Source organism: Rhizobium sp. Root1212 (assembly GCF_001424985.1).
Lineage (GTDB): Bacteria > Pseudomonadota > Alphaproteobacteria > Rhizobiales > Rhizobiaceae > Pararhizobium.
The window spans coordinates 1-12,918 of the sequence record NZ_LMDA01000005.1 but is presented as its reverse complement, the minus strand read 5'-3'; the positions used below and the strand labels follow the sequence as shown (position 1 = coordinate 12,918).

12 protein-coding genes and 1 pseudogene are annotated in these 12,918 nt (G+C 64.8%); 9 read left to right on the top strand and 4 right to left on the bottom strand.

From position 1 onward, the window contains the following. Positions 1 to 348: 348 nt before the first annotated feature. The 6 genes from ASC86_RS08960 to ASC86_RS08940 all read left to right on the top strand — a co-directional run bounded on the left by ASC86_RS08960 (position 349) and on the right by ASC86_RS08940 (position 5,982). Complete coding sequence (locus tag ASC86_RS08960; RefSeq protein ID WP_056319422.1) at positions 349 to 1,701, top strand: LLM class flavin-dependent oxidoreductase; 1,353 nt, start codon at positions 349 to 351, stop codon at positions 1,699 to 1,701. 11 nt (positions 1,702 to 1,712) lie between these two features. Beyond that, positions 1,713 to 2,555 (top strand): ABC transporter permease, encoded by an 843-nt coding sequence (locus tag ASC86_RS08955; protein WP_056319419.1) that lies wholly within the window; start codon positions 1,713 to 1,715, stop codon positions 2,553 to 2,555. A 35-nt stretch (positions 2,556 to 2,590) separates the two neighbouring features. Further along, positions 2,591 to 3,565, top strand: a complete 975-nt coding sequence (locus ASC86_RS08950) for an ABC transporter substrate-binding protein (protein ID WP_056319417.1) — start codon at positions 2,591 to 2,593, stop codon at positions 3,563 to 3,565. A gap of 11 nt (positions 3,566 to 3,576) precedes the next feature. Beyond that, entirely contained in the window at positions 3,577 to 4,347 is a 771-nt protein-coding gene (locus ASC86_RS08945) for an ABC transporter ATP-binding protein (RefSeq protein ID WP_056319413.1), read from the top strand. Positions 4,348 to 4,857: 510 nt separating this feature from the next. After that, a complete protein-coding gene (locus ASC86_RS26540; protein ID WP_244477568.1) occupies positions 4,858 to 5,013 on the top strand; it encodes a hypothetical protein in 156 nt (51 codons plus the stop codon). 36 nt (positions 5,014 to 5,049) lie between these two features. Further along, positions 5,050 to 5,982 carry an aldo/keto reductase gene (locus ASC86_RS08940; RefSeq protein ID WP_056319411.1) on the top strand — a complete coding sequence of 311 codons (933 nt, stop codon included), beginning with the start codon at positions 5,050 to 5,052 and terminating at the stop codon, positions 5,980 to 5,982. Here the strand turns inward: ASC86_RS08940 and ASC86_RS08935 are convergent. Then, positions 5,979 to 7,394 carry a PLP-dependent aminotransferase family protein gene (locus tag ASC86_RS08935; protein WP_056319408.1) on the bottom strand — a complete coding sequence of 472 codons (1,416 nt, stop codon included), beginning with the start codon at positions 7,392 to 7,394 and terminating at the stop codon, positions 5,979 to 5,981. The genes ASC86_RS08940 and ASC86_RS08935 overlap by 4 nt on opposite strands. A gap of 86 nt (positions 7,395 to 7,480) precedes the next feature. Here ASC86_RS08935 and ASC86_RS08930 point away from each other — a divergent pair, with 86 nt between their 5' ends. Together ASC86_RS08930 and ASC86_RS08925 are read left to right on the top strand one after the other, a co-directional pair. Continuing rightward, positions 7,481 to 8,344 carry a DMT family transporter gene (locus ASC86_RS08930; protein WP_056319405.1) on the top strand — a complete coding sequence of 288 codons (864 nt, stop codon included), beginning with the start codon at positions 7,481 to 7,483 and terminating at the stop codon, positions 8,342 to 8,344. Between the two features lie 112 nt (positions 8,345 to 8,456). Continuing rightward, on the top strand, positions 8,457 to 9,605 hold the full coding sequence (locus ASC86_RS08925) for a ceramide glucosyltransferase (protein ID WP_056319403.1): 1,149 nt from the start codon (positions 8,457 to 8,459) through the stop codon (positions 9,603 to 9,605). Positions 9,606 to 9,628: 23 nt separating this feature from the next. Here ASC86_RS08925 and ASC86_RS08920 read toward each other — a convergent pair whose 3' ends face one another. The 3 genes from ASC86_RS08920 to ASC86_RS08910 form a co-directional block, all read right to left on the bottom strand. Next, complete coding sequence (locus ASC86_RS08920) at positions 9,629 to 10,447, bottom strand: arylamine N-acetyltransferase (RefSeq protein ID WP_056319401.1); 819 nt, start codon at positions 10,445 to 10,447, stop codon at positions 9,629 to 9,631. Between the two features lie 31 nt (positions 10,448 to 10,478). After that, positions 10,479 to 10,940, bottom strand: a complete 462-nt coding sequence (locus ASC86_RS08915; protein ID WP_056319398.1) for a cupin domain-containing protein — start codon at positions 10,938 to 10,940, stop codon at positions 10,479 to 10,481. Between the two features lie 123 nt (positions 10,941 to 11,063). Then, positions 11,064 to 12,515, bottom strand: coding sequence for a CHAD domain-containing protein (locus tag ASC86_RS08910; RefSeq protein WP_056319396.1), 1,452 nt, complete (start codon positions 12,513 to 12,515; stop codon positions 11,064 to 11,066). Positions 12,516 to 12,708: 193 nt separating this feature from the next. Here ASC86_RS08910 and ASC86_RS25635 point away from each other — a divergent pair. Beyond that, positions 12,709 to 12,918 (top strand): annotated as a pseudogene (locus tag ASC86_RS25635) (hypothetical protein); the annotation flags it as partial.

The window sequence follows — 12,918 nt, the reverse complement described above, 5'->3', positions numbered from 1 at the left end:
AAAATGTGTTTCATTAATTTACAAGTGTATACGATTTCTGCGGAACGGCACAGCCACCCATCGAAAAAGTAGGAGCAGGACCATCCGCGTCGCCGCTGTAACCCAGCGGGACGCGAGCCGGCTGGCGTAGGCTTCGGTTTTCGACGACGCCGCTGCGGGGAGACCCGCTGAGGAGGCCGACGGTTGAGGGATGTCGCCGTTCGCCCTTCCAGCCGCAAATCTTTTCACTTCATGCGTCAATAAGGAAAGATAGTTTCTCTATAAAATTGATGCACTATCTACACTTTCTCCCTGTGGCAGCCCGGACGAACACCAAGGCGGGTGCCTGCCGACCCACAGGAGAGCATCATGGCACGCAAGATCAGACTTGGAGCATTTCTTCCCGGAGGCGGCCAGCATGTCGCCGCCTGGCGTCACCCGGACCAGCCGGCCGACGGCGCCACCAGTTTCGAATTTCACAAGCAACTGGCCCAGACGGCCGAACGCGGCCTGTTCGACGCCTATTTCCTCGCCGACAATCTGGCGATCGGTTTTGGCGGCGCGCGGGAAGGCGGCAATGCCAAGGTGGCGGGCTTCGAACCGGTAACGCTGTTTTCGGCGCTCGCGCCCTTCACCACCCATCTCGGCTTCATCGCCACCGCCTCGACCACTTATGAAGAGCCCTACACCACAGCGCGCAAATTCGCCTCGCTCGACCTGATCTCGGGCGGCCGGGCGGGCTGGAACGTCGTCACCACGACGGGCGATCCGACCGCCCAGAACTTCAACCGCGAAACTCAGCTCCCGCACGCCGCCCGCTATCGCCGCGCGGCCGAGCATGTCGACGTGGTCAAGAAGCTCTGGGACAGTTTCGAGGACGACGCGTTCCTGCGCGACAAGGAAGCCGGCGTCTTCTTCGATCAGGAGAAGCTGCACGAGACCGGCCATCGCGGCGAGCATTTCCAGGTGCGCGGCCCGCTCAATGTCTCGCGCTCGCCGCAGGGCCATCCGGTCATCGTCCAGGCCGGCCAGTCCGATGACGGCCGCGGGCTCGCGGCGGCGACGGCCGAGGTGATCTTCACCGCTCACCAGCACATCGAGACGGCGCAGGAATTCTACCGCGACATCAAGGCGCGGGCGCGCGGTCTCGGCCGCAACCCGGATCATATCCTGATCATGCCCGGCGTCTCGCCCTTTGTCGGCCGCACGGAGGAAGAGGCGCGGGAGAAATACGACCGCCTGACCTCGCTGATCGTCGAAGCCGATGGTATTGGTCTTCTCAACGGGCTGACCGGCGGCACGCTCGATCTCAACGGCTACGATCTCGACGGCCCGCTGCCGCCGGCACCGCCGACCGAGGGCATGAAGAGCCGGCAGGCGCTGATCCGCCAGATCGCCGACGAGAACAATTTCACCATCCGCCAGCTCTACCAATGGATCGCCTCGGCCCGCGGCCACTACACGATCGTCGGCACCCCGGAAAAGATCGTCGATACGCTGCAGGAATGGTTCGAGAACGAGGCCGCCGATGGCTTCAACATCCTGCCGCCGTGGCTGCCGACCGCGCTCGACGATTTCGTCGATCTCGTCATTCCCGAACTGCAGCGCCGCGGCCTGTTCCGCACCGCCTATGAGGGCAAGACGCTGCGAGAAAACCTCGGCCTGCCTTTCCCGATCAACCGCTGGACCGCCGAGCGCTCGGTCATCCAGGCCGCAGAGTGAGGGCGTCGGTCATGGCCTACGAAAACATCGATCTTTCGCTTGCGCCGGATTTCCAGGGGAGCCGGGCGGTTTCGGTCCTCGGGACGCGCCTGCGCGCCGTCGTCACACCGTTCCTTACCCGCTACGGTCTTGTCATCGCCTTCCTCGCCGTCTGGCAGGTGTCGAGCACGCGCGGCTGGGTCAATCCGGCGGTCTTCCCGCCGCTCGACGTCATCCTTGCGGCGCTCTGGGACAGCCTCGCCAGCGGGGCGCTGCTCGATGATATCGCCATCAGCCTGCAGCGCGCCGGTATCGCCTTTGCCGCAGCCGTTGTCATCGGCATTCCGCTCGGCCTGTTCATGGGCCAGGTGAAGGCGGTGGAGCAGGCGCTCGATCCGCTCCTACAATTCTTCCGCCAGACCTCGGCGCTGGCGCTCTATCCGATTTTCATCCTGCTGCTCGGACTTGGCGAAACGTCAAAAGTCTTTGTCATCTTCTGGGCGACGCTGTTTCCGGTGCTGCTGGCGACCATCGGCGGCGTCAAGGAAGTGGATGGCAAGCTCATCGAGATGGCGCGCACCTATGGCGCCGGCCGGCTTGCCATCTTCCGCCGTGTTATCCTGCCGGCTTCCGTTCCGGCGATCTTTGTGGGCCTCCGGCTTTCCGCCACCACGGCGCTGTTGCTGCTGATCGCCGCCGAGATGATCGGCGCCAACAAGGGCATCGGCTTCCAGGTGATGAATGCCCAGTACAATTTCCAGATCCCGCTGATGTTCGCGGCGATCCTGCTGCTCGCTCTGCTGGGTCTCGCTGCCAATGCCATCCTCGTGCTGCTTCAGCGCCGGCTCTGCCGCTGGTCGCAGCCCGGCCTCTGATTTCCCCTTTTCCCCCTTTCACAGGAGACGATCCCATGACCTTCCATTCCCGCCTTCTCGCCTCAGCCGTTCTGTTTTTCGGGCTCGCCGGCACCACGCTTGCCGCCGATGAGGTGAAGCTTCGTTATCTCGCCAGCCAGGGCGGCCTTTCCGCCCATGAGCTTGCCGCCGAGCTCGGCTATTTCGACGGCACCGGCATCACCCTTGAAAATGTCGGTTATGCCACCGGCGGCCCGGCCTCGCTGATCGCGCTCGCCTCCGGCGATGTCGAGATCGGCAGCGCGGCGACCTCGGCCGTCCTGAACTCGATCGTCGGCGGCAATGATTTCGTCGCCGCCTATCCCTCGAACGGCATCAACGACGAGGTGCAGTCGATCTTCTACGTGCTGGAAGACAGCCCGATCAAAACCATCAAGGACATCGCCGGCAAGAGCATCGCCGTCAACACGCTCGGCGCCCATCTCGATTACACGATCCGCGAGGCGCTGCATCAGGCGGGTCTGCCGTCGGATGCGGCAAATCAGGTCGTCGTGCCCGGCCCGCAGCTGGAGCAGGTACTGCGCTCCGGTCAGGTCGATATCTCGGCCTTCGGCTACTGGCAGACCACCTTCGAGGGCGCGGCGCGCAAGAATGGCGGCCTGCGCGCGGTCTTCGACGACACCGATGTTCTCGGCGAGATCGCCGGCGGTTTCGTCGTGCTGCGCCGTGATTTCGTCAAGGAGCACCCGGACGCGGCCAAGACCTTCGTCGAGCAATCCGCCCGTGCGCTCGACTATGCCCGCGAGCACCCGGAAGAAACCAAGGCCGTCTTCGCCAAGGCCCTGAAGGAACGCGGCGAAAATCCTGAGATCGCCCAGTATTTCCGCGGCTACGGCGTGCGTGAGGGCGGCCGCGCCGTCGATCGCGACGTCCAGTTCTGGATCGACGTGCTGGTGCGCGAAGGCAAGCTGAAGGACGGCCAGCTGGCGGCGAAGGACATCCTTTACTCGGCTGAAACGGCAACCAACTGAGGAGCGGCACCATGAGCATCGCGCCGTCCACCGAGCGGGGAGAGGTGACGATCCGTCACCTCTCGAAATCCTTCACCCTCAACGGGCGGCCCTTGCCCGTGCTGCGGGGCCTGAACCTCACGATCCGCCCCGGCGAAAGCCTCGCCATCGTCGGCGCCAGCGGCTCGGGCAAGACCACGCTGCTGCGCGTTCTGGCCGGGCTCGAAGAGGCCGATGCCGGCGAGGTGCTGATCGACGGCCGCCCGGTGCACGGTGTCGGCGCCGAGCGTGCCGTCATCTTCCAGGAGCCGCGGCTTCTGCCGTGGCTCACCGTGCTCGACAATGTCGCCTTCGGGCTTGAGACCCGCGGCCTTGGCAAGGAGGAGGCGCGGGCCCATGCCCGACGCTATACCGAACTCGTGGGGCTGCAGCCGTTCGAAAACGCCTATCCGCGCCAGTTGTCGGGCGGCATGGCGCAACGCGTCGGCATTGCCCGCGCGCTCGCCGTTCAGCCGGAAATCCTGCTTCTCGACGAACCGCTCGGCGCGCTCGACGCCATGACCAAGATCGGCATGCAGCAGGAGCTGGCGCGCATCTGGCGCGACGAGGACGTAACGACCATTCTCGTCACTCACGATCTGGAAGAGGCGATCTATCTGGCCGACCGCATCCTCATCCTGCCGCGCGAAAAGGGGGGCGAGCCGAAGTTCATCGATATCGACCTGCCGCGCCCGCGTGATCGCACCGCGTCGGCTTTCGTGCGCCAGCGGGAAGAGCTTCTTGCCCTCTTCGGGCTGCACTGACGTATCTGGGGAAGAAAGGCCCCGCCGAGGAACGGCGGGGCAAGAGGCATCCATGTTTGGCTCTATGGATGCGGGGAAGCATTCTCAAATCGAATACGATTTACAGTAAAGAGCGACTTCCAAGGCCTGAAAAGGCCAGAATCCCCGATTTCGGTACGCTTCAAAAAGAAACCCGCCGGAAGGGCGGGAGAAGATGGAGAAATGCGCGTACAAAAAACCAATCGCGCTTGGTGGCAAAGGTGCGCGCCAGAGGTAAAGAGCGTGTAAAGAACCGAGGGCGAAATCTTTGGGTCAGGCAAATCCTGTTGCGGTTTCAGGCGACCCGCTGCACGGATTGTCGCAGGTTCCGCCGGAGTTTGTGCCCGATGCCTGTCGCCAGTCTCGCCATGTGTGTCAGCCCGCCGCCGGTGGCGCAGGCGACGCGGCTGTTCTGGCAGGCTTTGGCCGGGCGTTTGCGCGCCCTGGGGCTCGATGCCGCCGCGAGCCGCAGGCCGATGTCGCAGCGATCGATTGCGTCACCTTCGGCAATCGCTGCGCTTCGATCCGGGCCGTGTCGCGGGCGTGCGCGTCCTCATGGAAACAGCAAAGGGGCCGGGCCTGCGCTTCAAGCGGCTGGCGGAGCTGGAAAGGCAGGCCGTGACCTTTGGCTATCCCGCGCTCGCCTGACGGTGTAGCCTTGTCCAAACCGAGAAAGAGACAGAGATGAAGACATTCGAACTGGGAAAATCGGGCGTGACCGCCTCTTCGGTGGTGCTGGGGCTGATGCGCATCGGCACGCTTGAGGACGGCGCTATCCGCCAGCTGTATACGAAGGCGCGGGATGTCGGCATCACCATGTTCGACCATGCCGATATCTATGGCGGCAGCCCGCATCATTGCGAGCAGCGTTTCGGCGAGGCGGTGCGCCTGTCGGCGGCGGAGCGCGAAGCGATCGTGCTGCAGAGCAAATGCGGCATCCGCCGGCGTTATTTCGATTTCTCCAAGGAGCATATCCTTGAATCGGTCGATGGCTCGCTTGCGGCGCTGAAGACGGACTATCTCGACGTTCTGCTGCTGCATCGCCCCGATGCGCTGGTGGAGCCGGAAGACGTGGCGGAAGCCTTCGATGCGCTGCAGGCATCGGGCAAGGTGCGCCATTTCGGCGTGTCGAACCACACACCGGCCCAGATCGACCTCCTGAAGACGGCGGTGCGCCAGCCGCTCGTCGCAAACCAGCTGCAGCTCAGCGTCACCCATGCGCCGTCGGTCGCCTTCGGGGTCGCGGCGAATATGGCGGGCAACGAGCAGTCGATCGATCGTGACGGCGAGGTGGTCGTCTATTCGCGCATCAACCGCATGACGATCCAGGCCTGGTCGCCGTTCCAGCGCGGCGGCCCCATCCGCAGCATCTTTCTCGGCGATACCGAGAATTTCCCGGACCTCAACGTGGCGCTTAACGAACTTGCGGAAAAATACGCGGTTTCACCCTCGGCCATCGCGCTCGCCTGGATCGGCCGCCACCCGGCCAACATGCAGACCGTACTCGGAACGACGAGCCCCGACCGCCTCGCCGATATCGTGCCCGGTGCCGATATTCAGCTGACCCGTGAGGAATGGTACCGCCTGTTCATCGCAGCGGGGCATATTCTGCCCTAAATCTTCAATGCCGCTCCCAGGACTGCATAAACCTGCGGTTCGAGCATCTGTGAGACGTTGAAGCGCATGAAGCCGGTGGCGGACTGGGAGTGGCTGAAGACGTTTCCGGGCGCAAGCACGACATTGCGCTCCAGCGCCGCGCGGGCGACATCGGCGGCATCGATCCCGTCCGGCAGCCGGCACCAGAGGAACATGCCGGCCTGCGGCTGAAGCCAGGGTTCTATACCCAAAAGTTTCAGCCGCGCCGAAACATCCGCCATCATCTGGGAAAGGCGGATGCGCAGGCCCTCCACGTGCTTGCGGTAGCTGCCGTCGCTCAACACGCCGAGCACCAGCTCGGCCGTCAGCCGGCCGCTGCCGAAGCTGGTGGCGATCTTCAGGTCGATCAGCCCCTCGATCCACTCCGGCCTCGCCGCGATGAAGCCGCAACGCGCCGCAGCCGACAGCGTCTTCGAAAAACTGCCGATATGGATCACTCGGTCGAGCCCGTCGAAGGCGGCGAGGCGGGCGGCGGGCATATGCTCGAAATCGGCGAAGATATCGTCCTCGATGATGGTGATTCCGAACTGTTCGGCAAGCTTCAGCACCCGGTGCGCCGTCACCGGCGAGAGCGTGGCGCCCGTCGGGTTATGGATCGCCGAATTGGTGATGTAGAGGCGCGGACGATGCGTGGCGGCGATCTCGGCGAAAAGGGCGGTATCGGGACCGGCCGGCGTATAGGGCACGCTGACGATCTTGACGCGATGCGCCCTCAGCAGCGCCTGGAAATTGAAATAGCAGGGATCGTCGATCAGCACGGTATCGCCGGGCTCCAGCAGCAGCCGGCAGAGAAGATCGATCGCCTGGGTGCCGGAATCGGTCAGCATGATCTGCTCGGGCGAGGCCTCGATACCGCGCTCGGCCATGCGCCGCGCGATGAGCAGCCGCAGTGCCGGCAGGCCGAGCGGCGAGCCGTAGTCGGCGAGCGCCGAGGCTTCGGCCCGCGCGAGGTTACGCAACGCCCTGCGGATATTGTCCTGCGGAAGCCAGGAGGGCAGCAGCCAGCCGCAGCCGGGCTTCAGGTCCTCGGCCTCCGCCTCCAGCGACTGGCGCGAAACCCAGAAGGGATCGACCGCCCGATCACGCCGCGGGCCGGCCTCGGCAAGCGAGAAAGGCGCCGTCTGGTTCGCCACGTAGAAGCCTGAGCCCGGCCGCGAGGTGATCGTGCCCTCCGCCACCAGCCGTTCATAGGCCTCGACCACGGTGGAGGTCGAGACTTTCAGCGTGCCCGCGAGGCTTCTGACCGAGGGCAGTTTTGCCCCCGGCGTCAGCGTCCGGCCGGCGATGCGCTGACGGATCGTCGCCATCACCAAGGCGACGCGGGTCATGCCGAGGGGGAGCGTTCCATCCATCCGTACTGGTACCTTTATCATAACAGTTTGTCGAAACTGTATCAGACTGTGGCTGGCGAGACCATCCGTCCGGGCCGATAAAGGCCGAAACAGGAATGGAGTGTTTCATGGACCGCGCGACGGCCGGATGGGTCAATGGTTTTATCGGCATGCTGATCTTCTCGGGCTCGCTGCCCGCAACACGGGTCGCGGTCATCGCCTTCGATCCGGTGTTTTTGACGGCGGCGCGGGCGGCGATCGCGGGGCTTCTGGCGCTGTTGCTGCTTCTCATCTTTCGGGAAAAGCGGCCGAGCGGCAGCGAGACGGTTTCGCTTGTCGTCGTGGCGCTCGGCGTCGTCGTCGGCTTTCCGCTGTTGACGGCGCTGGCGCTTCGGCATGTCACGTCAGCGCATTCCATCGTCTTCATTGCGCTTCTGCCGCTGGCGACGGCGGCGTTCGGCGTGCTGCGGGGCGGCGAGCGGCCGAAGCCGCTGTTCTGGTTGTTTTCCGGGCTCGGCAGTCTGCTGGTAGCTGCCTTCGCCATCACCCAGGGGCTGACGGCATCGCCTGTCGGCGACGGGCTGATGCTGGCGGCGGTGATCGTCTGCGGACTTGGTTATGCCGAGGGCGCGCGGCTGTCGCGCACATTGGGCGGATGGCAGGTCATCTCATGGGCGCTGGTGATTTCGCTTCCCGTCATGGGCGTGGCTGCGGTTGCCTTCATGCCCGTCAGCTTTGCCGAAGTCGGCACGCCCGCTGTTCTCGGCCTCGCCTATGTCTCGCTGTTCAGCATGCTGATCGGCTTCGTCTTCTGGTATCGCGGGCTCGCCCAGGGCGGCATCGCGGCGGTCGGCCAGTTGCAATTGCTGCAGCCGTTCTTCGGGCTGGCGCTGGCCGCGACGCTGCTTGGCGAAGCCGTGACCTCGATGATGCTTTTGGTCACGCTCGGGGTCATCGCCTGCGTCGCCGGCGCGCGCAAGTTCGCGCGGTAATCCGCGAAATTGCCTTATGTCATCGCGATGTCATGTGACAATGCTGTTTGTTTCGTCATGAAACGTCCGCGCGGAATCGGCGCGGGCCGGGCAATTGACGGAGTGATCGCATATGGAAACGGCATTCGCGCTTGCCGCGGGAGCGCTCGTCCTCGCCAATCTGGCCAGCATCCTGATTGCCGGCCGGCGCATGCAGAAAAACGGAGCGCCGGCGCCGGAGATTGCCGGTACGCCGCCGGTCTCGATCGTCGTGCCGGTGCGCGGCATCGAGAATTTCACCGGCGAAACGCTCGAAGCCGCCTTCCGGCTGAACTGGCCGGATTACGAGTTGCTCTTCTGTGTCGCCGATGCCGACGACCCGGTGATCGAGGCGATCAACGATGTGGCCACAGCGTATCCGCGGGTCGACATGCGCATCCTCACCGGCGACGACCGCATCAGTGCCAATCCCAAGCTCAACAATTGCGTCAAGGGCTGGGAGGCGGCGCGGCACGATTGGGTGGTGCTGGCCGATTCCAACGTGCTGATGCCGCCGGATTACATCCAGCATCTTCTGGCCGGATGGCGCCGGGATAGCGGCGTCGTCTGCTCGACGCCGCTCGGCTCGCGGCCGGATGGTTTCTGGGCCGAGGTCGAATGCATGTTCCTCAACACCCAGCAGGCGCGCTGGCAATATGCCGGCGAGGCCATCGGTCTTGGCTTCGCGCAGGGCAAGAGCATGCTGTGGCATAAGCCGATGCTTGATTCCGTCGGCGGTATCCAGGCGTTGAATGCCGAGATCGCCGAGGACGCGGCGGCAACCAAGCTGGTACGCGAAATCGGCCGGCACGTGCATCTGGTCTCGGCGCCCTTCGAGCAGCCGCTTGGGCGGCGCAGCGTCGAGGATGTCTGGTCGCGTCAGGCGCGCTGGGCTCGTCTTCGCCGGGTGACCTTCCCGGCCTTCTTCACGCCGGAGATCGCGCTCGGCGCCTTCCCGCCGATGCTGCTGGCGCTGGCCGCGGCGGTTCTGGCGGGCGTTGCGCCGCTGCCGGTGCTCGGGCTGGTCGCGGCTGCCATCTATCTGCCGGAGATGGCGCTGGCGGCGGCCAAGGGCTGGCGGCTTTCGCTGCTGTCGCTGCCGGCCATGATGGTGCGGGATGCGATGATGCCGATGATCTGGCTGAAGAGCTGGGTCAGCGGCACCATCGACTGGCGCGGCAACACCATGACGATCGGAACCGGCGTCTGCGAACTGAACGAGACGCCGGTCCACTCTGCCTGAGCGGGCCAGAGACTGGCCCACTCTTACGCCGCTTCGTCGCGGTCGAGAGCCGCCTGCACCCGCTCCCACACCCGCCCATGCCGGGGCACGTCGAGCTGGAACACGTCGTCCAGCACATCGGCAAAGGCACCCATGCTGTCGATGGTCTGCTCGGTGATGCCGGCGGCCGTGACCCGGCGCAGCCGGTTGTTCTGCAGGCCGACATAGCCTTCCGCCGTATGCCGCACGATGGCGAGCGCGCCGGTGAAGGGGGAGGCGGGGTCGCGCATCAGCCATTCCTGCGATGCCGCAAGTGTTGCCTCGTCCTGATGATCCGGGCGGAAATCGAAGCTCGGGGCAAGGCCGAGCGCATGGTTGTGGAAGCGCAGCCAGCCATCCGCCGTCGGCATGATCGAAAAATCGAAGCCGCGCTGGCTGATCGGGCCGACCGCAAGCGGTACGGGCCCGACAATGGCGTCGGCCACGCCGGCCTCGGCGAGGTAGGGGCGGTCAAGATCGACGCGCAGCGTCAGATGATTGCCGATCGCGACATCGCCGAGCTTGGCGCGGTTGACCCCGCCGCACAGCCGGGTGACGCGAAAGCCGAGGCCGGCGAGGGCGGCACCCAGCAGTCCGTTCATCTCGTAGCACCAGCCGCCGCGCCGGCCTGTCACCATTTTGTCGAAGATGCGTTGCGGATCGATGGACGAGGGCCAGCCCATGAAGGCATCGAGCCCTTCCCAGGTGAAGGTCATCAGATGCGCCTTGTGGATGGCGGCAAGGGCCGCGAAGTCGAGATTTTGCGGGCGTTCCTGCCCGATGCGCTTGAGGTACAGGTCAAGCTGGTGGTTGTCGAGTTGCATGGTGTTCTCCGAAAAAAGAGGGAGGGAAGGGTCAGGCCGCGTTGCGATCGGCCGGCGGCAGAAGGGTGAGGCCGAATTCGGCGGCGATGGCGGCGATCTCGGCCGGCGTTTCCGGCTTGCAGAGTTCGATCATCGGAAAGAAGCTCTCGAAGCCGCCCGGCGTCACGACTGCCATCAGGTGACCCTCGGTCGCGCCGATGTTCTGGAAGCGGTGGGGAATGCCGCGGGGCAGGGCGATGCAGCCGCCGGGGCCAAGTTCGGTATAATCGTCGGCGCACCAGAAGCCGAAGGTGCCCGAAAGCACGCGGAAGAACTCGTCCTCCCGTTCATGCACATGCAGCGGCGGACCTTCGCCCGGCACGATGAAGGCTTCGAGCATGCCGAGGCGCCCGCCGGTATTGCCCGCCACGATGCGGATGATGTGGTTGCCGAAGGCCATGGCCGGGGTGCCATGGCGTGGGGGAGAGATGGCGGCGCGGGTAAATGTCTTCATGTCTGTCTCCAGCTTCTTCTGCCTTGCCGAATGCGGCAGGCGTTGCGGCAATCTGCTGCAACACGGCATCCGGCGGTGTTCCACCGGTGACAGGGTGCTGGAGGTTGGACGTGTAGAGGCGGGCTATTCGCGCCAGAAGCGTTTGGTATCGATCAGCTTGTCGAGTGTGCGCTGGCCGTCGCGGATCAGCCGTGCCTTGGCATCCTCGTCAATGGCGTTGCGGGGGCCGGCTGCATCTGCCAGCCCCAGAGCTTCGAAGACATGCGGCGCCATGACCATGTCGTTGAGGAGCCCAAGGCGATCCTGCAGGTTTTCCATTCTGTCGACGAATTTCCTGTAGCGTTTCTGCGCCCTCTTGCCGGCAAAGAGCGGGCCGAAGAATTCGGCGGCATAGCGCAGTTTCTTGGCGGCCTTGCGGGCTTCGTGGCGCTGGGCGTCGTCGACTTCGGCAAGCGCTCGTCCCGCCTTCTTCAGTTTCCGGCGCTTGCGGTCGAGGGCCTGCAAGGCGAATTCCGCTGCCGGCGTGCTGCGGATCTCCTCGGTTTCCGGCAGGCTCAGATAGTCGCCACAGCGGAGCCATGCGTTGAAATCGAGGGCCAGCGACCGGGCGCGGGATGAGCGCAGGGCCTCGTCGACACGGCCATAGGCTTCACCGCGCGCCGCCTCCAGCCTGTCGTGAAGTTCGCCTTCCTTCTCTTCCGCCAGCAGAACGTCGATATTGCGGGCATCGCCCAGCGTGTTGGCGAGCCATTTCAGCTCGTCCTTCAGGGGCTGCGCATCCGGCAGCATCGCGCGGTAGAGTGAAAGGGCGGAGCGGAGCCGGCGCAGGGCAACGCGGGCCTGATGCAGCGCCTCGGCGTTGCGGTTTTGCAGGAAGATGTCTTCATTCAGGCGGAAATGCCGGAAGCAGGCTTCCGCGATCGCCTGGAACGAAGAGGCGGCGCTCATGCTGCGATCGAGCCGCATCGGCTCTGATTTCAGGGCGGGCCGCAGTTCCTCGCGCAGGCCATAGCCGCGCTCGGCCTTCGAGCGCACGCCAATGCGCACTGGAACGATGTCGGCGATCCGGCGCATCAGCACGAACAGCCCTTGCACGCTGCCGCCCTTCAGTTCCAGCTCCAGCTCGCAGAGCGGCGTGCGGCGTTCGCCGGCGATGACGAGGCCCTCGTCGAGCGCCACCTCGATTACCGTTTCGCCCTCGGTCACGTTCCAGATGCGCCTGATCACCTCGACCGAAAATTGCGGCTTGAGGTCGTCGGCGCCGATGGCGAATTCCGTGCGCAGCGGCGTCAAATAATCGATGACGGGGGTTTCGCCCGCGACCGGCATTTCCCACTCGTCGCGGGCGAAAAGCGCGCCCGCCGGGCCGCCGGCCTTCACCGTCTGGATGCGATCATTGCCGCTTGTCCGGATTCTGAGGGAAAACCCTGCCGTTTTCAGTCGTGTATCGGCCGTGTCGAAATAAACGGAGCGCAACGCCCTGGTGGCCGCCGGTTCGCCCAGCAGGCCGGAGGCGGCGAGGGTTTCGGCAGCCTCGGCGGTCAGTTCCAGTTTCAGTTCGGTTTCGGTCGGCAAGGGTGTTCTCCATGTCCCGGTTCAAAGGGGAGGACGCGGGGGGTAGTTTCCAGCCCTCGGGAGATAAGGCGGCCGCGTAACAGGACGAAGACGTCCGCCATCCACAGCCTAGCGCGCTTTTCGCAGAACTGCCAGTTGCATGGATGTCGCACAGATGTGGCCCCTTGCCTTGGCCGGCGATGCGCGGTTACCCATGTCGTCTCCGGCTGCGGCCTGCCGGAACAACGAGGATGATCCGATGATCGAGAGCGACAGCACGACCCTTCCCGAACGCAAGCGTGGCTCTGGCGCCAAGATGGTCTACGACCTTGTGCGCGACGAGATTCTCGATCTGGTTCTGCCGCCTGGCAGCCCGGTGGACGAGGTGCAGCTCGGAAGAGCCGACCAGACCGCATTCTGCAGG